This is a genomic window from Pseudoalteromonas sp. OF5H-5 (assembly GCF_021530695.1).
Taxonomy (GTDB): Bacteria; Pseudomonadota; Gammaproteobacteria; order Enterobacterales; family Alteromonadaceae; genus Pseudoalteromonas.
The window spans coordinates 452,274-476,184 of the sequence record NZ_JAKGBF010000001.1; the positions used below are offsets into that span (position 1 = coordinate 452,274).

Sequence of the window (23,911 nt, forward strand, 5' to 3'; positions counted from 1 at the left end):
ATATAAATTATGAAAAAGTTATTTTGTATTTTAATTACTTGGTCCGCGTTGACACAAATCGCTCAGGCCGAAGATATCGAGCTTTACGTTAAACATAATGTCTCTACCCGTGAGCAGCCCAGAGTATTAATGTTATTTGATACATCGGGCAGTATGGCGTGGGACTCACAAAATGGTAAGGCGTGTTATGAGCGTTACTCATATCGCGTGTGGACTGGCTGGCGTTATGAAACACGTTATGGATACCGAGAAACAGAGTGCTTTAACGGTAGTAACTGTTATCAAGCAAATGAGTACAATCAAGCTGTACAGGGCTGTGCTGATAGCCGCCTCAAAGTTGCGCAAAACGCGATGCGTAAACTGGTGAGAGACAACGCAGATATCCAATTTGGTTTATCTCGCCTATATTCTTCAAGTGGCGGTTATATATTAAATGGTATTGGTAGTAGTAGTGATGACATTGTAGAAAAAATAAATGCATTACCAGCGTCTGGCTCAACGCCGTTATCTGAAACCTTATGGGAGTTGTATAACTACCTTAAAGGTGGAGATGTCTACTGGGGCGAAAACGGTGGAAACGATAGAGATAAGAGTATAGAGCGTCGTGGTAATTATATCTCCGCGTTTACTCCAGCCCGTGGCGCGGATGAACGCTGCGATACCTCAATTAATTTAATTTTAATGACAGATGGAGATCCAACCAGTGACACTAGCTCAAACAATAGCATAGTGAATGAATATTTTTCAGTCTATGGCTCTTATCCCAATTACTTTGATATAAATGAAGGTTCTGGTGTCACTAAAAATTATTTACCCGCATTAGCTAAAACAATGCGCGGTACGTCTCAAGTTAAAGTTGACTTATATCCTTCTACACCTGATGAACACGATTTTGCACGGGTCTTCACGATTGGTTTTGGTAATGGTATGTCGGGTACAGGCATAGATCTGCTTAAAGAAACCGCGACGCAAGGTGGTGGGCAATATCTTCATGCGCATACCGCAAACGACTTGTCGGACGTGCTCAAAACCACGATTACCAATATCAGAAATGTGAGTGCAAGCTTTAGTTCACCAACCGTGTCTGCCAACGCACAAGACCCGACACAAACTGGAAACGCTTTATACTACACTCAGTTTAAGCCGGAAACTCATACTCGCTGGCGCGGTAACCTTAAAAAATTAAAATTTGAAAATAAAAAAGTGGTGGGCCAAGAAGGTACCCCCGCGATAGATGAAAAAGGCGCAATCTCAAACAGTATTACCACCTTTTGGTCAGCTGGAGGCTCGAAGGATGGCAATAATATTGAAAAGGGTGGTGTTAACTACGCTTTGGAAAATCAACTAACGAGAAAAGTGCTGTCGGATTTTGACGGCGGCTCGTTAGTTGAATTTACTTATGATAATGCAGAGAGTGCATACGGTGGCCGAACACAATTAGCGGATGCGATGGGCCTAAGTGGTGCCAGTAAAAGCCAGTTACAAGAAGTCTTCAACTGGGTAATTGGCAAAGATGTAGATGATGACGATGGAGATGGTTTTTCTTCGGATAGAAGAGCCGATATATTTGCAGATCCGCTTCATTCAAAGCCAGCATCAATTGACTATGGGAATGGTGACGTTCGCATCTTAGTAGGCACCAATGCTGGTGTGTTACACATGTTCAAAGACAATGGTAACAGTGTAAGCGAAAGTTGGGCATTTATTCCGAAGTCGCTTTTATCTATCTTAAACCCAGTGAAAACGGAAAAAGCAGAAACCAAGTTATATGGCATGGATGGCCCAATTACTGTCTATTTTCATGATATCAATAAAAACCGAAAAGTAGAGTCTGGTGACAAGGTGTGGGCCTTTGTTGGTATGCGCCGTGGTGGAAACAAGTACTATGGTTTCGATATCACTAACCCTGATTCGCCATCATTACTTTGGGGTGGGCCTATTTCTGGTGATTCAAATAAGTTTAAAGATTTGGGACAAACGTGGTCTAAGCCTGTCGTCAGCTTTATTGAAAAGCAAAAGAATAGACCCGTATTGATTTTTGCTGCAGGTTATAACACCAACAAGGATAATGTATCGCGCTCAGTCGATGAGAATAACAAAGGTGTTGGTATTTACATGGTCGATATCATGTCAAACAATGCTGATATCGTTTGGTCGCTTACTGGAGATGCGTTTAAGGGGGAGCATAGCATCGTTGCGCAACCTGCATTGACGGATTCGGACTACGATGGCTTTAGCGACCGAATATATTTAGCGGATACCGCAGGCAGTATATGGCGAATAGATATGCCTGGACCAAACCCTAATGATCCTACGGAGCCGTGGACACACTTTGAGCTTGCACAACTGGGTAGTACAGCCGCTGATCAGGATAGACGTTTTTTCTATAAACCTACGATAGCAAGAACCTTCTATAGCCAAGTAACGAAAACTATCTTTGGCACAGGAAAAGATGATTATCGAATGGATAGAAAAGATACGCCGTTTGATGCCATTGTAATAGGGAGCGGAAATCGCGCAAAGCCAATAGATTCAAGCGTAACGGATTATCTCTTTATGGTTAGGGATATGAATACCAAGACAAAATCCTTTGTTGAGGATATCCCGGAACCGATAGTAATCAGCGATTTAATGGAAATGAAAGATGATCCTTTTGGTAATGCGGTAAATGACTTGGAAAAATTCGTTAAAGAAGAGGCTAAGCTGGCTCAATTTAAAGGTTGGAAGTATCAATTGTCTGGTGGAGAAAAGTCGCTAGCAGAATCAACAGTGATTGGTGGGGTCGCTTATTTTACGTCATTTACCCCAGCAGACCAGACTACTCAGCAATGTACGCTCACAGGCGGTAAGGGGCAGCTCTATATGTTTCACCTACACTATGGAACAGGAAAAACCTATATTACATCACAAGACTTACCAGATAAGCCCTCGATCATAGTAAGAGACAATATTGTGTATATTCCAGGTCCTGGGATTGAAGCAGGACCTGATGCAAGTACTCCTTTTGCACCACCGAGTATTCCTAGTGAACCAGTACCTTCTAAAGAGCCGGTCGAAATATTCACAACCAAAAGTACAAAGATAAAGACTAAACAGCTTTATATCTATAAGAGAGAAGATAGCGATGAGAAAGGGAAAGATGAATAGAAATAACTCCGCAGGTTGTTTAGTCGAAAGAGGGTTTACCTTAATTGAAGTAATGATAGTGGTGGTGATCATCGGTATTCTCTCTGCGATTGCGTACCCTAATTACACTGAGTATGTGAGAAGAGGGGCAAGGGCTGATGCCATGACTTTGTTACTTGACGCCGCGAATAAGCAAGAGCAGTTTTTTGTTGATAATAGAGTTTACAGCGATAATCTAGCGGCAATCGGTGTAGCGACGGCAACAGAAAATGGTTATTTCAATGTAACACTTGAAAACGTTACTGCAGATACCTTTAGAATCGTTGCAACAGCCGCAGCAGGGCCGGTTCGAGGCGATGAACAGTGCCCAGCTTTAACTATTGATGAACTTGGGGTTCGTGGTGTGACTGGGACAACGGATCAAGACGCTATAGATAGGTGCTGGGAACGTTAATTTTCGGGGGGAGTAGCTAACTCCCCTTTGTATTCATACTAACTATCCCCGAGCTTAGGTTATTTACTTTTGACACTCATCAGTATCTTTTAGAGTGCTTCTCCCAGTGTAGCTAACTGACAACGACAACCCCACGGTAGAACTTGCGTTACAATAGACAAAAGTACCGTTATAGAGTCCCGCGAGATGGCCAAAGCGGCGAAATATAATGGCGTTTCTTGGGTAGGTGAGTTTGTCACCTGAGTCTACTGAGTCCACAACCGCTAATTTATAATCATCGCCTGAAAACTCACCTTGGGGGCGGTAGTCGATAAAAACCGTTAACTGAGTGTGCCACTCTTTGTCGTCGCAGCGATTGTTTTTCAGTGGGCATAAAGTAACGGTTGCACCGCTTGCAACAGCCTGAATACGAGCAAAATTGATGGCTCGCCGTAATGCTTCAAGTTTCATTTTTGGTTTATCAAACTGAAATAAAGCCGTAAGACTGGGAAGAGAAAATAAACTGACGATGGTGATAATCGCCAAACATACTAAAGATTCCAATAGGGAAAAACCCATGTGACGATGCATATCCTTTGCCTCGTATTATATTTTCTTTAAGCCTAGTCGTTTATATATTAAAGGCAAGATTGGCACTTCGAGATATTAGTATTTTTGTGGCTATTCACAGGTATCTGTCGTATTCCCTCGGTATAATGCTGTGCCGGCAGTTGAAACACTCAATTGCTGATTGTTGTCGTCACTGCCTGGGCAATAGGTAAAATTACCAGCGCTTGAACCACTCAAGAGTCCACTTGAATCAAACCTCAGACGATTGTCACCAGAGAATACCATACTGTCGTTATCGTCTACGACCTCCATCGTACGATGGATAGTATCACCATTACTAAATGTGCCATTTTTATCTCTGTCAACAAACACGCTAATTCTGTTCGTTGCCCAATTATCTTGGCAAGTAAATGCGGTTCTAGCTTGAATATTTGCTGGTGGGGCCGGGCAGAGAATGACAATTTCGTCTGCGGCGGTTGCTTTTACACGAGCAAAAGCGATATTGCGCTGTAATTCTTGTAAGAAGGACTCTGCTCGGTTGCGTTGCAGCAGGTTGCCATCAAAGCTAAATGAAATGGCCAATACGATAGCCAATATAGCGATGGTTATCATCAGTTCTAGTAGATTGAATCCTGCTGATTGTTTCATTACCGCCTCACAACCAAAAAGTAATAATTTATGATTAATATTATTGCGTGAAATCACCTCAACTTTCAATGTCTTTGTTTGCCTTGGGCAAGCGGATTGTCTAAAATCGACGCTATACCAAAGGAATCGAGATAGTCATGAAGAAAATAGAAGCAATAATTAAACCGTTTAAACTTGATGATGTCCGAGAAGCGCTTTCGGATGTGGGGATCACAGGTATGACGGTATGTGAAGTAAAAGGTTTTGGTCGTCAGAAAGGTCATACTGAGTTATATCGCGGTGCTGAATATATGGTAGATTTCTTGCCTAAAGTAAAGCTTGATATTGTTACCGCAGATGAAGACGTTGACAGAGCCATTGAAGTTATCCTAAAAACTGCGCAAACGGGCAAAATTGGTGACGGTAAAATCTTTGTGACCGATGTTGAGCGTGTGGTTCGGATCCGTACAGGTGAAGAGGACGAAGAAGCGATTTAATACGCTGTTAAGTCAAATGCTTACCTTTTAAGGCTGCTTACCTTCTATTATGGGCAGCCTAGTTCCTTCCTTATTCAACTAGAATCAAATAAAACACGCTGACGGCTGATGTCTATGTACAGAAAACAAGTATTTTTTACTGCTGTAGGATGCTTGAAGGCGAGTACTGCTGGGAGAGAAGTCACGACATCGGTGATATCGTGACTTAGCACTCTATTTATTTGTTACGTGCGTTAACCGATTTGGCTTTTTTCACGTTATCTGCAAGGTCTGGCAGGCCGAGTTTGCGGTAGCTTTTTTCCATAATGTCAAAAGCTTGGGTCAGATAACTACTTTGAGAGTAGTGCTCTACTACATATTTACCACGGTTTGCTGCGGCAAGATATGCTTCACGCTCGAAGTAATATTCAGCGACTCTCAGTTCGTAACGAGCCATTTTGTTTAGTAACCATACTAAGCGTTTTTTAGCCTCTGGTGCATACGGACTGTTTGGATAGTTTTTAACTAACGTGGTTAAATCCTGAAAAGCAACGCGGGTGCGATTGGCATCGCGGTCGGCTCTGTCGACACCAAAATATTCTTGGAATGCGTTTTCGTCAGCTTTAATACTTACCAGGCCTCGCATGTAGTACATGTAGTCTAGGTCTTTATGATTTGGATTTAAGCGAATAAAACGATCAATAGTGGCAAGAGCTTGGTCAGTGTTACCTGTTTGATAATATGCATAGACTAAGTCCATTTGAACTTGTCTTGCATAAGGGCCAAACGGGTAACGAGCATTAATCGCGCCCAATAATTCAATGGCACGGGCATATAAACCTGAATCTAATGTTTGTTTAGCATCTTCATAAAGCGCTTGGGCGGATTTGTTTGGTACGCGTTCAATATCTTCTTGTTCTGGTGCGGATGAACAGGCTGCCAAACCCAAAACAGACGCGGCTAACGCCAGCCTAAAGGCGTGTGTCCTTAAGTTTTTAATCATTTTATTTTACTACCTTTGTTTTCTTCGGCTAGGCCAACTCGGCAAAACCGAGTAAACTATGCATTAATACGATTCTAACCCAGTCGAGCACGGCTTGCACTGGTAAATTAGGTAAAGTTTCAGATGTCAGAGCAAATTTCCCTCCAAGCGGAGGTTCCAGTCGAACTCGGTGGTAAACGTCTAGACCAAATATTGGCGCAATTGTTCCCGGATTTTTCTCGTTCAAGAATAAAAACTTGGATCCTTGAAGATAAAGTCACCGTAGATGGCGAAGTATTCAACACCCCTCGTGAAAAGTTACTTGGTGGTGAAAGTGTCGCTATCGAGACGGTTATCGAAGCACAACGTGAATACGAAGCGCAAGATATAGAGTTAGACATTGTTTACGAAGATGATGATATTCTTGTGATAAACAAGCCGATGGGGCTGGTGGTTCACCCCGGTGCCGGTAACCCAGATGGCACTGTGTTAAATGCTCTACTGCACCATCACCCAGAAATCATTAACGTGCCTCGTGCTGGTATCGTACACCGTCTAGACAAAGACACGACTGGTCTAATGGTCGTAGCGAAAACTATTCAAGCACAAACGCACTTGGTGAAGAATTTGCAAGCGCGTGAAAACTTCACACGTGAATACGAAGCTGTCTGTAATGGCACGATGACCGCAGGTGGTATGATTGAAAAGCCAATCGGTCGTCACGCAACCAAGCGTACACATATGGCAGTACATGAGATGGGTAAGCCAGCTATCACTCATTACCGTGTTGCTGAAAAGTTTCGAGCACATACGCGCCTGCGCCTGCGCCTAGAAACCGGTAGAACGCACCAAATTCGTGTACATATGGCGTATTTGAATCACCCGCTAATTGGCGATCAGCTCTATGGCGGCCGTCCTCGTCCACCAAGAAATGCGACTCAAGGATTAACCGAGCAATTAAGAGAGTTTAAACGTCAGGCATTGCATGCGATAAAACTGAGTATCGCTCACCCTATTACTGGCGAGAAGATGACATGGGAAGCGCCTGTGCCTGAAGATATGATTAAGTTGGTGGCAGCGCTCAGAGAAGACACCAAAGAAAACCCGGATTTAACGTTATAAGATGCAACTTGCTCAGTGGCCATTAACCCAATTCGTTGGGACATTATCAACAACGCGCAAGGGCGGTGTTTCTGCACCGCCGTATGACAGCTTTAACCTAGCCTTTCATGTTGGTGATAATGCTGAACATGTAGCCGAAAATCGCCGAATTTTACACGGCTATGTGGCCAACCCGATTGTATGGCTTGAGCAAGTGCATGGCGCAGAAGTGGTGGTGGTCGACGAGCAGTTTGAAATCGCGCAGGTCCATCAAGCCGATGCCTTATATACTCGATTGCGTCAAACACCACTGGCTATCATGACAGCAGACTGCTTACCCATTCTGCTTGCATCAAAAGATGGTGAAGAGGTGGCCGCTATCCATGGTGGTTGGAAGCCTCTCGCTGCTGGAATTATCTCGCAAACACTGGCTAAGTTTAACTGTGCACCTGAAGAGATCTGTGTATGGTTTGGCCCTGCGATTGGGCCTAGTGCATTCGAGGTGGGTGAAGACGTAGTACAGGCTTTTGAGGCGCAACGAAATACGGCATTTGTTGCTAAAAAAGATGGTAAATATCTTGCGAATATTTTCGAGCTTGCACAATCGTTATTACGCGAGCAAGGTGTAAAGGATTTTTACGGCGATAAACACTGTACAGTAACTATGTCCGAGCAGTATTTTTCCTATCGTAGAGACAAAACAACGGGCCGTATGGCAACTTTGATTTGGCGCAAATAATCAGGGTAAATTATTACTTTTACGCTTGATCTTCGTTCAGTTAATACCCATAAATAAGGTAATTCGATATTTTATATGGGTAAATAAATCATGCGTTTAGATAGATTTACAAGCAAGTTCCAAGCTGCGCTTTCTGATGCGCAGTCATTAGCGCTTGGGCGCGATCACCAATTTATTGAACCTGTTCATTTAATGTATGCTTTGCTCCAACAGAGCGGCTCTAGTGTGCGCGCATTATTAGCACAAGCAGGTGTGAGCGCCGACGAGCTTAATACTAAGTTGTCACAAGCCATTGAAAAGCTATTTAAAGTAGAAGGTGTAGGTGGTGATGTACAGCTTTCAAATAACCTTATTTCACTGATCAATCTGTGTGATAAATATGCACAAAAGCGTAAAGATAAATATATCTCCAGCGAGTTATTTGTTTTTGCTGCGTGCGAAGATAAAGGCCCATTAGGCGAGATTTTCAAAGCGCTTAACATCACCCAGCCAAAGGTCGAGCAAGCCATTAAGGCTATTCGAGGGGGTCAAAAAGTGGATGACCCTAATGCTGAAGACACTCGCCAAGCTCTTGAGAAATTTACCATCGATCTCACTGAGCGTGCTGAGCAAGGTAAGCTTGATCCTGTTATTGGCCGTGACGACGAAATTCGCCGCACTATTCAAGTGCTACAGCGCCGTACTAAAAACAACCCTGTACTTATCGGTGAACCGGGCGTTGGTAAAACCGCCATCGTTGAGGGGCTCGCGCAGCGTATTATCAACGGTGAAGTTCCTGAAGGTTTGAAAAGTAAGCGCGTACTATCGCTAGATATGGGCGCATTGGTGGCAGGAGCCAAATACCGTGGTGAATTTGAAGAGCGCCTAAAGTCGGTATTGAACGAGCTGGCTAAAGAAGAAGGTCAAGTTATTCTCTTTATTGATGAAATCCATACTATGGTAGGGGCTGGCAAGACCGACGGTGCAATGGATGCAGGTAACATGCTAAAACCCGCACTTGCTCGTGGTGAGCTTCACTGTGTGGGGGCGACCACGCTCGATGAATATCGTCAGTATATTGAAAAGGATGCGGCACTTGAGCGTCGTTTCCAAAAAGTATTTGTTGCAGAGCCAACCGTAGAGGACACCATCGCGATTCTACGTGGCTTAAAAGAGCGTTACGAGTTGCACCATTCAGTGGATATTACCGATCCCGCGATTGTCGCTGCGGCTAATTTATCACATCGTTATATCTCAGATCGGCAGCTTCCAGATAAAGCTATCGATTTGATAGACGAAGCAGGGTCTTCAATTCGGCTGCAAATTGACTCAAAGCCGGAGCAATTAGACAGACTAGAGCGCCGTATTATCCAACTAAAATTGGAAGATAACGCGCTGGCAAAAGAGAAAGATGAAGCGAGTCAAAAGCGTCGCACTGAGATGCAAACGCTCATTAATGAATTAGAAGCTGAGTATCGAGAGCTTGATGAAGTGTGGAATGCCGAAAAAGCCTCACTACAAGGCACACAAGTGATTAAGGCTGAGCTTGAGCAAGCGCGTTTAGATCTAGAAGTCGCGCGTCGAGCAAGTGACTTGCAACGCATGTCCGAACTGCAATACGGTCGGATCCCTGAGCTTGAGCGAAAACTAGACCTTGCTTCTCAGGCTGAAATGCAGGAAATGAGCCTTTTAAAAAATCAGGTGGGTGAAGATGAAATTGCAGAAATTCTATCTCGCTGGACTGGGATCCCGGTCGCAAAAATGCTTCAAGGTGAGCGTGAAAAGTTACTGCAAATGGAAGACGAGCTTCATAAAAAAGTGATTGGTCAAGACGAAGCCGTTAATGCGGTTGCCAACGCTATCCGTCGCTCACGAGCCGGGCTTGCAGACCCAAATCGCCCAATTGGTTCGTTTTTGTTCTTAGGTCCAACAGGGGTCGGTAAAACGGAGCTGACCAAAGCGTTAGCCAACTTTATGTTTGATACGGAAGATGCCATGGTGCGCATTGATATGTCCGAGTTTATGGAAAAACACTCAGTTGCGCGCTTGGTTGGTGCACCTCCTGGCTATGTTGGCTACGAGGAAGGCGGCTATTTGACAGAAGCGGTAAGGCGTCGTCCTTATTCTGTGATTTTGCTTGATGAAGTGGAAAAAGCGCATCCAGATGTATTTAATATCTTGTTGCAGGTCTTGGACGATGGTCGCTTGACTGATGGTCAAGGTCGCACGGTTGATTTTAAAAATGCGGTGATCATCATGACCTCGAACTTGGGGTCGGATGTCATTCAAGAGCAAGCAGGAAATAACGACTACGCGACACTCAAGGAGCGTGTTATGGGCGTGCTTGCTAGTCAGTTTAGGCCTGAATTTATTAATCGCATTGATGAAACTGTGGTGTTCCACCCGCTTATCAATGAGCATATTAAAGAAATTGCGAGTATTCAGTTAGACAGATTGAGTAAACGCTTAACTGAAAAAGGCTTTTCGCTTGAGTTCAGTGAGGCCGCGCTTGATAAAATCGCTGCGAGCGGGTTTGATCCGGTATATGGTGCCCGTCCTCTAAAACGAGCCGTGCAACAACATATTGAAAACCCGTTGGCGCAGGACTTGTTACAAGGTAAGTTTGTGACTGGCGATACCATTAAAGTCGAGGTTGTCGACGACCAGATAGTGTTCAATCACTAATATAGCTAAACGCTCTTACAGTCATTCTGTAAGAGCGTTTTTCCTTCCCATACTGTAAATTTCTTCAAACTCCTTACCCTTTCGCGTATTCTACAAAGATAACAAACTGTCTTCTAAGAACGCCGCATATGATAAATAACTCAACCACTTACGGTATCTACGAATTTGGTGATAGCAATCAGCTGTGTAGTACCACCATTTCTTTGCCAGCACTTACTTCAGGCCTAGTGCGCATAAAAGTAAACAGTGCCAGCATAAATCCTATTGAAGTGAAAACCAGACAAGGCCTTGGTTATGTTGCGGCGCAAAAAGGCGCAGGTGCCTTTTTGCCGCTCGGATATGATCTGTATGGTGAGGTGGTTGAAGTTTATGGCCCAGATAATCAATTTAAAGTAGGCGACCTTGTCATCGGTATGATTGGATTTGCGAGTAATCCCGGAACCTATAGTGATTATGTAGTGGCGCTTGAGGCAGAGCTCATCAAGGTTTCTTTGCAAGAAAATCCAGATATTGCAGGTCTTTGTCTTGCGGGTCTTACTGCAAAACAAGCGCTAGATAAATTTTCGAATCATAATCGTCCACTATATGTATTGGCACCAACCGGTGGCGTGGGGCATTTAGCAGTTCAACTAGCACAGCTTGAAGGTCGAAAGGTAGTTGCTGTCTCGACCCGCCCTGAGCACGAATTGTTGTCAAAGCTTAAGGTAACGGCAATAAGTTATGACGAATTTTATCAGCACCAAGTTGAATGCGATTTACTGGACTTAATTGGTGGCGATATTGCATTACAGTGTGTCGACTCGATGAAGCCGGATTCGCACCTAGTGACTATTCCCAGCGTCACCAAAGAAATGGTCTGTGAGCGAGCTACGACAAGGGGTGTAAGGGCTGAGGGGATGTTGGTTGCGAGTAATTTAGACGATCTTAAATATTTGTATCAGGCGTACCAAGCTGGCAAAATCAGCATAAACGTAAGTCATTACTTTGCGATGGCGGATATTGCGCTGGCTCATCACTGTATGGAAAGTGGTAAGCATGTTGGCAAAGTTATTATTAAGGCCTAAGTGTACTAAAAGTAACCATATTTAAATTGATTGCTCGGTTTAAATCACTCATTTAATGAATACACTTGGTATAATTTGGTTTCGACCCCATAAACTTGAAATTGGCCTGTAGGTTCGAGGAAGAATTTTTGAAACAATTAGACTTAAACACTAAGCTGGACTTATTGTCTGACGGCGCGCATCGCGGCGTTTTCAAAGGTATCAAAAGAGGTATCGAACGTGAGGCATTGCGGATCCAAGGGTCGGGAAAAATAGCGAAAACACCGCATCCAGAAAAGACGGGCCACGCACTGACCAATGGTCATATCACCACAGATTTTTCTGAGTCGCTACTCGAATTTATCACTCCAGTGAGTGAGGACCCACAAGAGACATTAGCGCAACTTTCTGATCTACAGAAGTTTACTTTGGCTAACATGGGTGATGAGTTACTGTGGCCTTTGTCGATGCCGTGCTTTATTGAGGATGAAGAAGATATTGTCCTAGCACAGTTTGGCACTTCTAATATCGGCAAAATGAAAACCCTATATCGTGAAGGGCTGAAAAATCGCTATGGCAGTATGATGCAGGCCATTGCGGGTGTGCACTTCAATATTTCGTTTCCAGAGACCGTATGGCAAAGCCTGCAAGTGATGTCTGAAGATGATAACCCTCAACAATCATTTATCTCCCAGCAGTATTTAGGCCTCATTCGTAACTTCAAGCGTGAAATGTGGCTGATAAGCTACCTGTTTGGCGCATCTCCTGCGCTTTGTCCGTCATTTTTGCAAGGCAAAAAGAGCGACTTGCCATTTAGTAAGCTAGAAAATGGCTCCATATATCTTGAATATGGCACCGCACTTAGACTGGGTGATTTAGGTTATACCAATAGCGCACAAAGCTCGCTTAAGGTGATGTATAACGATCTGGATGAGTATATTGAAGGCTTGCGACAAGCCATTCGTTGCCGCTCCGACTTATATCATGAAATTCCAGACTATCGAGCAGCAGAGCCAAAACAGCTGAATCGCAACATTTTACAAATTGAAAATGAGTTCTACTCACCAATTAGACCAAAACGCAATGCCAAGTCTGGTGAAACGCCGACTCAGGCACTTGAACGTGGTGGTATCGAATATATCGAAATTCGTGCGCTGGATGTTAACCCATTCGAGCACACCGGTGTGAGTCTGGAGCAAATCCACTTCCTAGACGTGTTTTTAACCTATTGTTTGTTAAAGCCAAGCCCTGAACTTTCGTTTGAAGCGCAGAAGCTCGCTGGTAAGAATTTACATCAGGTGGTTAACCAAGGTCGCTGCACAGCACTTGAACTGAGTAAAGCGGGTGAGCCTGTGAGTGTGAAACAGTGGGGCACAGAGATTTTTACAGACTTACTCAAAGTCGCAAAAATGTTAGATGCGAGTACTGAACAATCAGTCTATGTGGCGACGGTGGAAAAATTAATGTTGTCAATTGAAACGCCTGCACTTACTTTTTCTGGGCAGTTGCTATCTCAACTGAAGAGTCGTACCTTAGAACAAGGCTCAATGGGCATTGAACTTGCGAAAAAATATAAGCAACTTCATCAAGATATTAAATATGGTTATTACGATGAAGATACGCTGAAGTCATTTGCACGTCAGTCTTTCGAGGATGAGGCTGCGGTTAGAGCTGCGGATACGGTAGACTTCACGGCTTTCCTTGACGATTATTTTTCAAGGGCATAATGCACAACACAAAAAAAAGCGCAGCCATAAGGCTGCGCAAATAAATTTCAGGGATGAAACAATGCTAAACTGCTGCATTCATAAGTTCAGACCAATGCAAATTGTAAAAGTTCATTAGGTTTCGAAAAAATGCAAAAAAAATTAATTTTAATTAGCCTCGTCGCCGTTTTATCCGGATGTGCTACTGCACCACCTAAACAACCTCATGATATTTGTAAAATTTTTGAGGAAAAAGAAGATTGGTATTATGATGCTCGTGATGCTCAAGAAAAATGGGGCTCACCAAAGCATGTACTGATGAGCATGATGTACCAAGAAAGCTCTTTTCGTCACGATGCGGCTCCTCCTATGGAATATTTCCTGTGGTTTATTCCTGTTGGCAGAGTGAGCTCTGCTTATGGCTACTCTCAAGCCAAAACTCCGACCTGGTCTGATTATATTCGTGAAACTGGAAACTCAGGTGCAGATCGCGATGACTTTGAAGACGCCATCGATTTTATGGCTTGGTTCGTATACAAAACTCACAAAGTAAACGGCGTGTCAAAATGGGACGCTTATGCACAATACCTCAATTATCATGAAGGCTGGGGCGGTTATCGTCGTGGCACTTATAAAAATAAGAAATGGTTAATGCAAGTCGCAAATAAGGTAAAGCATCGAGCTGCGCGCTATGCCGTTCAACTTAAACGCTGTGAAGATGATTTAGATAAGAACTGGTTCGAGCGAATTTTTTCTTGAGGAAATTGCGGTGTTACTTTCAACACCGCAATTGAGTTTACTTGCTTAAGAGTTATACCAATTAGTCTTAATACTTGCTCAATTTGAAGGATAAAATCTGACGCTAACTGCGTTAAAAATTTCTCATTTAGAACAACTAAATAACCTGAGCTGCGGATAATTAATGCCTTTCTAGCAGCCAGTTTTAGCGCTAACTGCGTTGAATTCACTTCCAATAGCCAGCTATTGGTGCGTAAATTCGCCTTGTTTTCCCTAAAACTTGCTGGCTAGACAAGGAGAAAACTAAGTTCTGCTTTAGCAACAATGAGTTGGAACATTCCTTATCCAAACCTCAGGTTAAATAGTAAAATTTTTGCCTTGCCTATATGGATGTAGGTACCTTGGCGATAGCAGGACGTGGTAGCGGTGTTATCGACAAGATTTTCTTGCCTCAACATAGACCACTTAATTAAGCTAATTGGTATTAGAAGAAATTTTCACCATCTTGATCATGTTTTCTTTTATCTCAATGACTTCCATCTTATAACCAGAAATCGTTAAGCCAAGAGGCGCATCTGGAATATCTTCAAGGTGCTCTACAATCAGGCCACTCAGGGTTTTAGGACCTTCGGTAGGTAAGTCCCAACTCATTTCCTTATTTAAGTCACGCACGTTTACACTGCCGTCAACCATAACTGAGCCATCACGCTGCATGTTTACGTCTTCGCTCGGCGCACGCGTCTGCGTGGTGGTAAAGTCACCTACAACTTCTTCAAGAATATCTTCGAGTGTAACCAGACCTTGAATGTCACCATACTCATCAACAACAAGACCAATACGCTCTTTGGCTTCTTGGAATTTAATCAGCTGTGTATTGAGCGAGGTATTCTCTGGTACATAGTAAATCTCTCTTACCGCACGTAGTAGTGACGGCTTATCAAACTGCTCTTTTGTCAGTAGGCGTAGCGCATCACGAGCGTGAATAAAACCAACTGCATCATCAATTTGGTCACGGTAAAGTAGCACTCGGGTGTGCTGCGCATTCGTGAGCTGGCGAGCAATATCTTTCCACTCGTCATTGATATCTATCGCATTGATTTCACTGCGTGGGATCATAATGTCTTCTACGGTCACGTGATCCAAGTCTAAGATAGAAGTGAGCATGTTTTGGTGGTTTGAGGGCAACATAGCGCTCGACTCATTTACCACGGTTTTTAATTCTTCTTTACTTAGGCTGTGCTCTTCAATCTCTTGTGGTGTGATCCCGACCAACCGCAACATACCATTGGTGATCCAGTTGGTTGCCACAACTAAAGGGAACAATACCTTCAACAATACTTTGAGGATAACAGAGCTTGGGAACGCGACTTTCTCAGGGTATAAAGCCGCGAGAGTCTTAGGTGTAACTTCAGCGAAGATAAGAACCACAAGTGTGAGACCAAAAGTAGCAACTGCGATACCCATATCGCCATACAGGCGTAATCCAATGATGGTAGCCACTTGCGCAGCGGCAATATTGACGAGGTTATTTCCAATCAGGATCAGACCAATCAGTCTGTCAGGACGGTTAAGGAGGTTACTTACACGCTTCGCACCACGGTGATTCTCTTTTTCAAGATGGCGTAGACGAATACGGTTGATTGACATGATACCGGTTTCTGAACTAGAAAAATAAGCCGACATCAAAATGAGCACGCCGAGTATGATAAACAAGGCGCTGGTCGATATGTCTTCCAACAGTGGATCCCTTTTTTACTTACGAAAGAGTATTAAGCGTTAGTGAGTTACGATAGTCAAGTTAAAGTTTAAAACCTGCCTAAAATCACTTCTTGTATAAAGCGACTACCAAAGTAACCTAAAGTTACGATGCCAGAAGCCGCTATGATTGAAATCACCACAGACTTACCGCGCCAGCCGAACTGCTTATGCCCAAATGCGACGACGACATAAATAAGCCATGCAACGATAGATAAAATGGTTTTGTGAATAGTCTCTTTGGCGAACATACCGTCTAAAAAGTAAAAACCGGATGCCAATGCCAGCGTTAATAAACCTGTGCCTACAAATAACAGTTGATAAAGCTGCCTTTCCACTTGCATAAGTGGCGGTAGATGGCTGGTCATAATCGCCAAATCCCGCTGCTTTAGACGTTTATCAATAAACATAAATTGAATGGCGTAGAGGGTGGCGATGATAAGTACGCAGTAAGCCAACAATGAAAGTGAAATATGCAAAACGAGACCAACATCTATGTTTATTGTATGCATAATAATATGGTGCGGAATAAACAGGCTTGCTAATAACAAAATAGCGGCAAAGCCATACACCACAGGTAGTAATAGTGTTGCAGGGAAGCGCAAAGATACGGTCGTTACAGAAACGACGATAACCCAACAGGTTAACAAGGCAACGTTGACGGTACTGAGATCTTGTCCTTGATGCGTAAACACTGAATTCACCAACACTAGCATATGAGTCAAAATGGCGACGGTGCTTAATATTAAGGTTTTCTTTTGATCTGGACCTTGTTTGTCAAATAAGCGCGATAAAACATGGCTAGTGGCCATGACGTAAAAGAGACAGGCGATTAATGACAAGCTAACAATCAACATAAAAATAAGTGCCTAATTTTTGCTTTCCTTTTTTAGCTATTGTATTTAAAGCCTCTGCGCTTGCATAGGGTTTTATTTCAATCCGTTAACTTATTCTTATTTTCGTTCAACGAAAGCGTAAAAAGCAGAACAATCGGCTTGAATACTGTATTAGTGGCTCGCATATCAGTATAATGCCCGACAATTTCGAGATTTTGGAACCGATACATGTTTGAAAACCTCCAAGAGCGTTTAGGAAAAACGCTTAAAAACATCAGTGGCCGTGGCCGACTAACTGAAGACAATATTAAAGAAACACTCCGTGAAGTACGCATGGCATTGCTTGAGGCTGACGTTGCCTTGCCGGTTGTGCGCGACTTTGTAAAACAAGTAAAAGAACGCGCGGTTGGTGTAGAAGTCACAAAGAGTCTGAGCCCAGGCCAGGTTTTCATCAAGATTGTTCGCGAAGAACTTGAAAAGTCGATGGGTGAGGCCAACGAGGAGCTGAACCTAAACGCGCAGCCGCCAGCTGTCGTCATGATGGCAGGTCTTCAAGGTGCGGGTAAAACCACCAGTGTTGGTAAGCTGGCTAAATTCCTTAAAGAGCGCAAAAAGAAATCTGTATTGGTGGTGAGTGCTGACGTTTATCGTCCTGCAGCTATCAAACAGCTTGAAACGTTAGCAGCAGAAGTTGACGTCGAGTTCTTCCCCAGTGATATTTCACAAAAGCCGGTAGATATCGCAACGGGTGCTATTTCTCACGCGAAGAAAAAGTTCATTGATGTGGTACTTGTGGATACCGCAGGTCGTTTGCACGTAGATGCAGACATGATGGACGAAATCAAAGATTTACACGCGGCGATTGATCCGATTGAAACCTTATTTGTCGTTGACTCAATGACAGGTCAGGATGCTGCAAATACAGCAAAAGCGTTTGATGAAGCGCTGCCACTTAGCGGTGTTATCTTAACTAAGACGGATGGTGATGCGCGCGGCGGTGCGGCTCTGTCTATTCGTCATATTACCGGTAAACCCATTAAGTTTATCGGTGTGGGTGAAAGAACCGATGCCTTAGAGCCATTCCACCCTGACCGTGTTGCATCTCGAATTCTAGGTATGGGCGATGTACTGTCGCTTATTGAAGAAGTCGAAATGAAAGTCGATAAAGACAAAGCCCAAAAAGTGGCTGAGAAAGTCTTTAAAGGCGACGGTTTTACACTGGAAGATTTTGCTGAGCAGCTGCGCCAGATGAAAAACATGGGCGGTATGATGTCGATGATGGAAAAGCTGCCTGGTATGTCGAACTTGCCAGATGCAGTAAAAGGTCAAGTAAACGATAAGACCTTTAACCAAATGGAAGCCATCATAAGCTCAATGACGCCAAAAGAGCGTGCACGTCCTGAAATCATCAAAGGCTCGCGTAAAAAGCGTATCGCTGCGGGTTCTGGTACGCAAGTACAAGACATTAATAAGTTGCTGAAGCAATTTACCCAAATGCAGAAGATGATGAAGAAGATGAAAGGCAAAGGCGGCATGATGAAAATGATGAAGAACATGAAAGGCATGATGCCGCCGGGCATGTTCGGTGGCGGTGGGCCTAAGTTCTAACACCGTTTTATAGTCTGTATAATGTGAAAGGCAAGCCATGAGGCTTGCCTTTTTGTTTACTTAGTTATTCTTAAAATTGGGCACTATTGGCCTAAAGTTTTCTGCTTTTTTAGGGTCGCCTGTACCAATGTACTGGGCTTCTTGTGGATAGGGGTAAACAGGGCGAGTGAAAAGAATATTGCCCTGCGGATCTTCTTTTTGCGTCATAAGCGCATCCGGTGCTATGCCTGTATCAAGCCAATGCACTAACGCTGCGATGGCATCAAAGGTTTCAGCGCCAGGTCCCTCGATACCACAATGCACCAATCCTGGTGGCAAGAATAGCCGAGCAAAGTCGTAGGTGTTGTCTTTACCCATATAGTTGATAACTGACTCATACCAATCAATAGTTGCATATGCGGGTATTGCAGCGTCTGACCATCCATGTAAAACAATCATTTTGCCACCGCTATTTTTAAATCCAGTGAGATCAGGGTGATCGGCGTCCATAAAGCTTGAGATAGGTGAAAGCTCGCCAACCTCATTGTTATAAGAAAAGTCTCTCCAGTTGCCTTGATTGTATCTTTCTCGAGGAAAAGCCAAGTACTTTAAATACTCGGTTGCAGCATAATAGTGATAAGGCTTGATAAACGGTGCTTCAGGGAACAACCAACCTGTCCATTCAGGTTCAGAGCCATAGGGTAGGCCGCCATAAATGACGTTACCTTGTTGGTCGTAGGATGGTGCATATATGTCCTTAATTGCGTTAACTTGGCGAGGTGTCAGGCATTTACCCGTGGTGTTGTTGCTGCACAGGAGCGTTTGCGGGTCAAAATCGCAGCGTCTTGGGTCGCTTATTAATCCATCAACTAAGCCATCTTTATGATCACAAGCTTGCATGACGGCCTGTGAAATAAAGTTCGTGTAGCTTGCATCGAGCAGTGCGTTATCGTTTTCATCCAAAATAGCTTTTGCGTTATCCATGCAGTTAATTAGATTGACTTTGGTGTAATTAATCGTCGGTCCTCTGGCAATCACGCCATCAAAATCATTTGGGTAACGCTTTGCGGCCATTATCCCTGCATGACCTCCCTTCGAACAACCCGATATAAATGAGTACGTAAGTTGTTTACTATAAAAGCGCTCAATAACCGCCTTTGCTGCAACAGCAACCACATGATTCGCTCGGTAGGCAAAGTCCTCCCTTAATGGCACATTGTTTTTAGCCCACAAACCATCGAATCCGGCAGCAGTATGGCCGCCATCATGAGACATGGTTGCGTAATTACGCATAACGCCAGCCATCGTTGGGTAGTTGGATACTTCGCCACAAAAGCCCATACAGGCATTGAGTAAGAAACGTTGGTTCCAAACTTGATCTATTGGCAACCTAAGCTGAAAACGTATCGTCGGTGCGGCATAGCCTTCAACCAAACAGTGCTCAGGTAAAGAGTTTATTCCTTTTGGTATAGGTGCACCCAATAGGCGACTATACTTATATGTCCAGAGTTCGGTGTCGGCATCTAGGGTTTGGCTTGGTACATATTCTGCGTTGGTGATACTCATAGCAGCATTACCTTGCTCTAGCTGCGAGAAGTCACCAAAACGTAACAGTTTACAAGCCGTTATTTCTTCATTGTTTGCTGCAAGTGTTGAAGTAGCAATGAGCGCAAAAGAAAAGAGTGGTATACCTAGAAGTAGATGTTTAATTGAACGTTTTGCTTTGCGCATTTGGTTCATATGTGTGCTTTCCTTATAAATGAAACAACAGGGATTTTCGACTTTCCAGCAGTGCTGAAAAAGCCAATTTTTTGTACCACTATTGGGACGAATGTGCCGTGCGAAACTTCAGCGGTAACTTTGTAGCAGGGTCTAATAAAGCATCAACTTTGGAATTAACTTGCATTGCGCGTGAAAATGCGTAAAATGCCCGAGCTTCCCGTAATGGGAAGTACAAACTTATTAATGAAAACAGTCAATCTATGTAGAGGACGGTATGGTAACTATTCGTTTGCAACGTGGCGGCGCTAAAAAGCGTCCATTCTATCAAATCGTGGTTGCGGATAGCCGTTTCTCGCGTGACGGTCGTTTCATCGAGAAGGTAGGTTTCTTTAACCCTATCGCTGCAGGTCAGGAAGAAAAAGTACGTTTAGATTTATCTCGTGTTGATCACTGGGTAGGTCAAGGTGCAGCTCTTTCAGATCGTGTTGCGAAGCTGGTTAAAGACGCTCGTAAAGCGGCTTAATAGGCGTAAGTGTAACCATGAGTCAAAGTAAAACCTCGACAATCGTTGTTGGTAAGCTTGGTGCTCCTTATGGCATCAAGGGTTGGCTTAAGGTGCATTCATTTACTGACGATCCCCAAGGGATCTTCGATTTCAGCCCATGGTTGATAGGGCAACAAGGTAAATGGCAAAACCTTGAAGTGAGCGACTGGCGTCGTCACAACAAGGGATATATCGCTAAATTTGCACAGGTAAACGACAGAGACGAAGCAGTGGCTTATACCAATGCTGAAATCGCTGTTTATGCTGAGCAGCTTCCTGAATTACCTGAAGGGGAGTTTTATTGGCGAGATCTCATCGGCATGTCAGTAGTAACCGATAAAGGCTACGACTTAGGCATAGTTGATGACTTGATGGAGACTGGTTCAAACGACGTTTTGGTTGTGAAAGCAAACAAAAAAGATGCATTTGGCCAATCGGAAAGATTAATTCCATTCTTAACAGACTCTGTTATTTTGGATATTAATCATGACGAGAGAAAAATTACGGTAGATTGGGATCCAGCGTTTTAATGAGCGATCAGCAAAAGCTATGGGTTGGAGTGGTTTCACTTTTTCCTGACATGTTTAATGCGATAACTCAGCAAGGCGTAACGGGTCGAGCTGTGAAAAACGGCTTGATTGAGTTTAATTGTTGGAATCCGAGAGACTACGCCACTGATAAACATAGAACCGTGGATGACCGCCCTTATGGTGGTGGCCCGGGAATGTTGATGATGGTTGAGCCTCTTAAAAAGGCTATTCTTGATGCCAAAACGGCAGCAGGAGCAGGCGCTAAAGTAATTTATATGTCCCCTCAAGGGCGAAAGCTAGATCAACAAGGTGCGACTGAATTGGCGCAATCTGAAAAGTTGATTTTAGTAGCGGGTCGTTATGAAGGTATTGATGAGCGGATCATCGAGTCTTATATAGACGAAGAGTGGTCCATCGGCGATTTTATACTGAGTGGTGGTGAGTTACCAGCCATGACATTAATCGATGCAGTCGCGCGATTAGTGCCAGGTGTGTTAGGTCATAACCAATCAGCAGAACAAGATTCATTTTCGGATGGCTTGTTGGATTGTCCTCATTATACTCGGCCGGAAACATTGGATGATAAACAGGTGCCTGCTGTATTACTCAGCGGAAACCACCAAGAAATAGCCAAATGGCGCTTAAAGCAGTCTTTGGGTAGAACTTGGCAACGTCGTCCTGACTTGTTGCGTAACCTAGCTCTGACTGAGGAGCAGGCGGCATTACTTGCTGAATTTCAGCAAGAGAATGGCCAAGCTTGTGGCTAGAAGACAGTTACACCTAGGAATGTGAGAAATAAAATGGCAAAAGTAAACCAAAATATTATTAAAGAGCTTGAAGCTGAACAGCTTAAGCAAGACGTACCTGCGTTCGGCGCTGGTGATACAGTAGTTGTACAGGTACGCGTAAAAGAAGGTAACAAAGAGCGTCTACAGGCCTTTGAAGGTGTTGTAATCGCTAAGCGTAACCGTGGTCTACACTCATCTTTCACTGTTCGTAAGATTTCAAGCGGTGAAGGTGTTGAGCGTGTATTCCAAACGCACAGCCCTCTTATCAGCAGCGTAGCAGTTAAGCGTCGTGGTGCGGTTCGTCGCGCTAAGCTTTACTACCTACGTGAGCGTTCTGGTAAATCTGCACGTATTAAAGAGAAACTTAACTAATACGTCGCATTTATCAAATGCAGATAAAACAGGCCGCTTTATGCGGCCTGTTTTGGTTTTATCCCTCTCATTATTTCCATTCTGTGAATACTCACTGACATCTCAGGCGTCTTGTCACGATATTTTCATGGTTGCTTACTTTTAAAGCGGCGTACTTCTTGTTAGACTCGGTGTATTATTTAATTTACTACTGTACATATAAGTTTACATCATGAATGGGGCTAACGATTTAGAAGCAATACGCGTTGCAATAGATGATTGCGATAGCGAGCTTGTCGCGCTACTTGCAAAGCGCAAAGCATTGACCGAACAGGTTGGAAAAATAAAACAGCAAAAGGGCGCACCGCTACATGTGCCGAAGCGCGAAGCGGAGCTGATCAAAGCCCGGCGCGCAGAAGCGGATGCTAAAGGGGTAAACCCTGATTTAGTTGAAGATATTCTGCGTCGTATGATGCGAGAAGCCTACGAAAACCAGCAAAGTGAACTCGCCTGTGCTGCACCAAAAATGTCGCCGGTCGTTATTGTCGGCGGCCAAGGTGCCATGGGTAAATTGTTTGCGAAACAGTTTAGACGCTCAGGCTACGAAGTACGCATTTTAGACAAAGACAATCAATCACAGGCTACTGAGCTACTGAGTGATGCAAAATTGGTGCTGGTGAGCGTACCAATTAACGCGCTAGAGCAAGTCGTTAACGAGTTACCAGCGCTACCTGATGATTGTATTCTTGCAGATATTACCTCTGTGAAGCAAGCCCCGCTCAAAGTACTAATGAACAAGCACAACGGCCCTGTGGTCGGTCTACACCCTATGTTTGGTCCAGATATATCTCACTGGGTTAAGCAAACTGTTGTGGTGTGCGAAGGGCGTATGCCAAAGCAATGTGAAGGATTAATCAAGCAACTAAAGATCTGGGGCAGCCAGTTGGTACCGATGGATGCTAAAAAACACGACCAATCCATGCAGATCATTCAGGTGATGCGCCACTTAACTACGTTTGTATATGGTCAGTTTTTATCTAAGCAGTGCCATTCATTAAAAGAGCTAAGAAGCTGCTCATCGCCTATCTACCAATTAGAGCTGATGATGGTTGGGCGACTGTTTGCACAATCCCCTGAGCTTTATTCAGATATTATGCTCGCGCAATTTAATGATGTAGAAGGGTTATTGGCAAGCTATCAAGATACCTTTGAGCAGACATTGACCAAGCTACAACAAGGCGATAAAGAAGGTCTAATGCAATCTTTCTCACAAGCCAAACAGTATTTCTCAGAAAGCGCGAAACACTTCCTATCACAAAGCCGAGGCCTGCTTAACAAAGCCAATGACGCGAAAGTGTTGGATTATGAGGAAAGTATTTAGCGCCAAGTTATGCCTCCTACATCACAGTGCGAATAGCGTTGTGGGAGGCTTTACGCCACGATTTTACGTAGGTCGCCATTTATGGCGACAAATAACTTTGATGCTGATACCAAAGAAATTTGTTCCAATCCCTAGCCTGACGAAGCGAAGTATCAAATAACACCCGTTACTATCTGCATCAATGCTGATAAGTCAACTTCAAAGTTGAGTGG

21 protein-coding genes are annotated in these 23,911 nt (G+C 43.8%); 15 read left to right on the forward strand and 6 right to left on the reverse strand.

Features of this window, described 5'->3' with window-relative positions; translation table 11 throughout:
* Window positions 1-9 precede the first annotated feature (9 nt).
* Both L1271_RS02095 and L1271_RS02100 read left to right on the forward strand, forming a co-directional pair.
* Window positions 10-3,147, forward strand: coding sequence for a pilus assembly protein (locus L1271_RS02095; RefSeq protein WP_235366650.1), 3,138 nt, complete (start codon window positions 10-12; stop codon window positions 3,145-3,147).
* On the forward strand, window positions 3,140-3,580 hold the full coding sequence (locus L1271_RS02100; protein ID WP_102057183.1) for a type IV pilin protein: 441 nt from the start codon (window positions 3,140-3,142) through the stop codon (window positions 3,578-3,580). The genes L1271_RS02095 and L1271_RS02100 overlap by 8 nt, the downstream gene beginning before the upstream one ends.
* 63 nt (window positions 3,581-3,643) lie before the next feature.
* Here L1271_RS02100 and L1271_RS02105 read toward each other — a convergent pair whose 3' ends face one another.
* Window positions 3,644-4,150 carry a GspH/FimT family pseudopilin gene (locus L1271_RS02105; protein ID WP_233525169.1) on the reverse strand — a complete coding sequence of 169 codons (507 nt, stop codon included), beginning with the start codon at window positions 4,148-4,150 and terminating at the stop codon, window positions 3,644-3,646.
* A 90-nt stretch (window positions 4,151-4,240) separates the two neighbouring features.
* A complete protein-coding gene (locus L1271_RS02110; RefSeq protein ID WP_233525168.1) occupies window positions 4,241-4,777 on the reverse strand; it encodes a GspH/FimT family pseudopilin in 537 nt (178 codons plus the stop codon).
* Window positions 4,778-4,914: 137 nt separating this feature from the next.
* Between L1271_RS02110 and glnB the strand changes: the two genes are divergently transcribed.
* Entirely contained in the window at window positions 4,915-5,253 is a 339-nt protein-coding gene (glnB, locus tag L1271_RS02115; protein ID WP_010371023.1) for a nitrogen regulatory protein P-II, read from the forward strand.
* Between the two features lie 217 nt (window positions 5,254-5,470).
* Here the strand turns inward: glnB and L1271_RS02120 are convergent, their stop codons facing one another.
* Window positions 5,471-6,235 carry an outer membrane protein assembly factor BamD gene (locus tag L1271_RS02120; protein WP_010371025.1) on the reverse strand — a complete coding sequence of 255 codons (765 nt, stop codon included), beginning with the start codon at window positions 6,233-6,235 and terminating at the stop codon, window positions 5,471-5,473.
* Window positions 6,236-6,358: 123 nt separating this feature from the next.
* On the opposite strand from L1271_RS02120, the gene rluD reads away from it, so the two are divergent.
* The 6 genes from rluD to L1271_RS02150 all read left to right on the forward strand — a co-directional run bounded on the left by rluD (window position 6,359) and on the right by L1271_RS02150 (window position 14,226).
* Window positions 6,359-7,336 (forward strand): 23S rRNA pseudouridine(1911/1915/1917) synthase RluD, encoded by a 978-nt coding sequence (rluD, locus tag L1271_RS02125; RefSeq protein ID WP_010371027.1) that lies wholly within the window; start codon window positions 6,359-6,361, stop codon window positions 7,334-7,336.
* Between the two features lies 1 nt (window position 7,337).
* Window positions 7,338-8,054 (forward strand): peptidoglycan editing factor PgeF, encoded by a 717-nt coding sequence (gene pgeF / locus L1271_RS02130; RefSeq protein ID WP_235366651.1) that lies wholly within the window; start codon window positions 7,338-7,340, stop codon window positions 8,052-8,054.
* A 90-nt stretch (window positions 8,055-8,144) separates the two neighbouring features.
* Window positions 8,145-10,718: an ATP-dependent chaperone ClpB gene (clpB, locus tag L1271_RS02135; protein WP_235366652.1), complete on the forward strand. Its 2,574-nt coding sequence runs from the start codon at window positions 8,145-8,147 to the stop codon at window positions 10,716-10,718.
* A gap of 128 nt (window positions 10,719-10,846) precedes the next feature.
* Window positions 10,847-11,782, forward strand: coding sequence for an NADP-dependent oxidoreductase (locus L1271_RS02140; RefSeq protein WP_235366653.1), 936 nt, complete (start codon window positions 10,847-10,849; stop codon window positions 11,780-11,782).
* A 128-nt stretch (window positions 11,783-11,910) separates the two neighbouring features.
* Window positions 11,911-13,488, forward strand: a complete 1,578-nt coding sequence (gene gshA, locus L1271_RS02145; RefSeq protein ID WP_010606682.1) for a glutamate--cysteine ligase — start codon at window positions 11,911-11,913, stop codon at window positions 13,486-13,488.
* A gap of 129 nt (window positions 13,489-13,617) precedes the next feature.
* Window positions 13,618-14,226 carry a transglycosylase SLT domain-containing protein gene (locus L1271_RS02150; protein ID WP_010606683.1) on the forward strand — a complete coding sequence of 203 codons (609 nt, stop codon included), beginning with the start codon at window positions 13,618-13,620 and terminating at the stop codon, window positions 14,224-14,226.
* A gap of 453 nt (window positions 14,227-14,679) precedes the next feature.
* Here the strand turns inward: L1271_RS02150 and L1271_RS02155 are convergent, their stop codons facing one another.
* Window positions 14,680-15,942 (reverse strand): HlyC/CorC family transporter, encoded by a 1,263-nt coding sequence (locus tag L1271_RS02155; protein WP_010606684.1) that lies wholly within the window; start codon window positions 15,940-15,942, stop codon window positions 14,680-14,682.
* Between the two features lie 68 nt (window positions 15,943-16,010).
* Window positions 16,011-16,817, reverse strand: a complete 807-nt coding sequence (locus tag L1271_RS02160; RefSeq protein ID WP_174169988.1) for a cytochrome C assembly family protein — start codon at window positions 16,815-16,817, stop codon at window positions 16,011-16,013.
* Between the two features lie 207 nt (window positions 16,818-17,024).
* Here L1271_RS02160 and ffh point away from each other — a divergent pair, with 207 nt between their 5' ends.
* On the forward strand, window positions 17,025-18,404 hold the full coding sequence (gene ffh / locus L1271_RS02165; protein ID WP_010606686.1) for a signal recognition particle protein: 1,380 nt from the start codon (window positions 17,025-17,027) through the stop codon (window positions 18,402-18,404).
* A gap of 60 nt (window positions 18,405-18,464) precedes the next feature.
* Here the strand turns inward: ffh and L1271_RS02170 are convergent, their stop codons facing one another.
* Window positions 18,465-20,123 (reverse strand): tannase/feruloyl esterase family alpha/beta hydrolase, encoded by a 1,659-nt coding sequence (locus L1271_RS02170; RefSeq protein ID WP_235366654.1) that lies wholly within the window; start codon window positions 20,121-20,123, stop codon window positions 18,465-18,467.
* A gap of 256 nt (window positions 20,124-20,379) precedes the next feature.
* On the opposite strand from L1271_RS02170, the gene rpsP reads away from it, so the two are divergent.
* The 5 genes from rpsP to tyrA all read left to right on the forward strand — a co-directional run bounded on the left by rpsP (window position 20,380) and on the right by tyrA (window position 23,699).
* Complete coding sequence (rpsP, locus tag L1271_RS02175) at window positions 20,380-20,628, forward strand: 30S ribosomal protein S16 (RefSeq protein WP_010371051.1); 249 nt, start codon at window positions 20,380-20,382, stop codon at window positions 20,626-20,628.
* Window positions 20,629-20,645: 17 nt separating this feature from the next.
* The gene (gene rimM / locus L1271_RS02180) at window positions 20,646-21,179 is read left to right on the forward strand and encodes a ribosome maturation factor RimM (RefSeq protein WP_010606688.1); all 534 of its coding nucleotides are present in this window, start codon (window positions 20,646-20,648) and stop codon (window positions 21,177-21,179) included.
* Window positions 21,179-21,946 carry a tRNA (guanosine(37)-N1)-methyltransferase TrmD gene (trmD, locus tag L1271_RS02185; RefSeq protein ID WP_174169990.1) on the forward strand — a complete coding sequence of 256 codons (768 nt, stop codon included), beginning with the start codon at window positions 21,179-21,181 and terminating at the stop codon, window positions 21,944-21,946. The genes rimM and trmD overlap by 1 nt, the downstream gene beginning before the upstream one ends.
* Window positions 21,947-21,979: 33 nt before the next feature.
* Entirely contained in the window at window positions 21,980-22,339 is a 360-nt protein-coding gene (gene rplS / locus L1271_RS02190) for a 50S ribosomal protein L19 (RefSeq protein ID WP_017216162.1), read from the forward strand.
* Window positions 22,340-22,550: 211 nt separating this feature from the next.
* Entirely contained in the window at window positions 22,551-23,699 is a 1,149-nt protein-coding gene (tyrA, locus tag L1271_RS02195; RefSeq protein ID WP_102057173.1) for a bifunctional chorismate mutase/prephenate dehydrogenase, read from the forward strand.
* Window positions 23,700-23,911 lie beyond the last annotated feature (212 nt).

Bases quoted from the DNA above. Each gene is read 5' to 3' on its own strand.
- L1271_RS02095 (WP_235366650.1), top strand. From the start codon at position 10: ATGAAAAAGTTATTTTGTATTTTAATTACTTGGTCCGCGTTGACACAA.
- L1271_RS02100 (WP_102057183.1), top strand. From the start codon at position 3,140: ATGAATAGAAATAACTCCGCAGGTTGTTTAGTCGAAAGAGGGTTTACC.
- L1271_RS02105 (WP_233525169.1), bottom strand. From the start codon at position 4,150: ATGCATCGTCACATGGGTTTTTCCCTATTGGAATCTTTAGTATGTTTG.
- L1271_RS02110 (WP_233525168.1), bottom strand. From the start codon at position 4,777: ATGAAACAATCAGCAGGATTCAATCTACTAGAACTGATGATAACCATC.
- glnB (WP_010371023.1), top strand. From the start codon at position 4,915: ATGAAGAAAATAGAAGCAATAATTAAACCGTTTAAACTTGATGATGTC.
- L1271_RS02120 (WP_010371025.1), bottom strand. From the start codon at position 6,235: ATGATTAAAAACTTAAGGACACACGCCTTTAGGCTGGCGTTAGCCGCG.
- rluD (WP_010371027.1), top strand. From the start codon at position 6,359: ATGTCAGAGCAAATTTCCCTCCAAGCGGAGGTTCCAGTCGAACTCGGT.
- pgeF (WP_235366651.1), top strand. From the start codon at position 7,338: ATGCAACTTGCTCAGTGGCCATTAACCCAATTCGTTGGGACATTATCA.
- clpB (WP_235366652.1), top strand. From the start codon at position 8,145: ATGCGTTTAGATAGATTTACAAGCAAGTTCCAAGCTGCGCTTTCTGAT.
- L1271_RS02140 (WP_235366653.1), top strand. From the start codon at position 10,847: ATGATAAATAACTCAACCACTTACGGTATCTACGAATTTGGTGATAGC.
- L1271_RS02150 (WP_010606683.1), top strand. From the start codon at position 13,618: ATGCAAAAAAAATTAATTTTAATTAGCCTCGTCGCCGTTTTATCCGGA.
- L1271_RS02160 (WP_174169988.1), bottom strand. From the start codon at position 16,817: ATGTTGATTGTTAGCTTGTCATTAATCGCCTGTCTCTTTTACGTCATG.
- ffh (WP_010606686.1), top strand. From the start codon at position 17,025: ATGTTTGAAAACCTCCAAGAGCGTTTAGGAAAAACGCTTAAAAACATC.
- L1271_RS02170 (WP_235366654.1), bottom strand. From the start codon at position 20,123: ATGAACCAAATGCGCAAAGCAAAACGTTCAATTAAACATCTACTTCTA.
- rpsP (WP_010371051.1), top strand. From the start codon at position 20,380: ATGGTAACTATTCGTTTGCAACGTGGCGGCGCTAAAAAGCGTCCATTC.
- rimM (WP_010606688.1), top strand. From the start codon at position 20,646: ATGAGTCAAAGTAAAACCTCGACAATCGTTGTTGGTAAGCTTGGTGCT.
- trmD (WP_174169990.1), top strand. From the start codon at position 21,179: ATGAGCGATCAGCAAAAGCTATGGGTTGGAGTGGTTTCACTTTTTCCT.
- rplS (WP_017216162.1), top strand. From the start codon at position 21,980: ATGGCAAAAGTAAACCAAAATATTATTAAAGAGCTTGAAGCTGAACAG.
- tyrA (WP_102057173.1), top strand. From the start codon at position 22,551: ATGAATGGGGCTAACGATTTAGAAGCAATACGCGTTGCAATAGATGAT.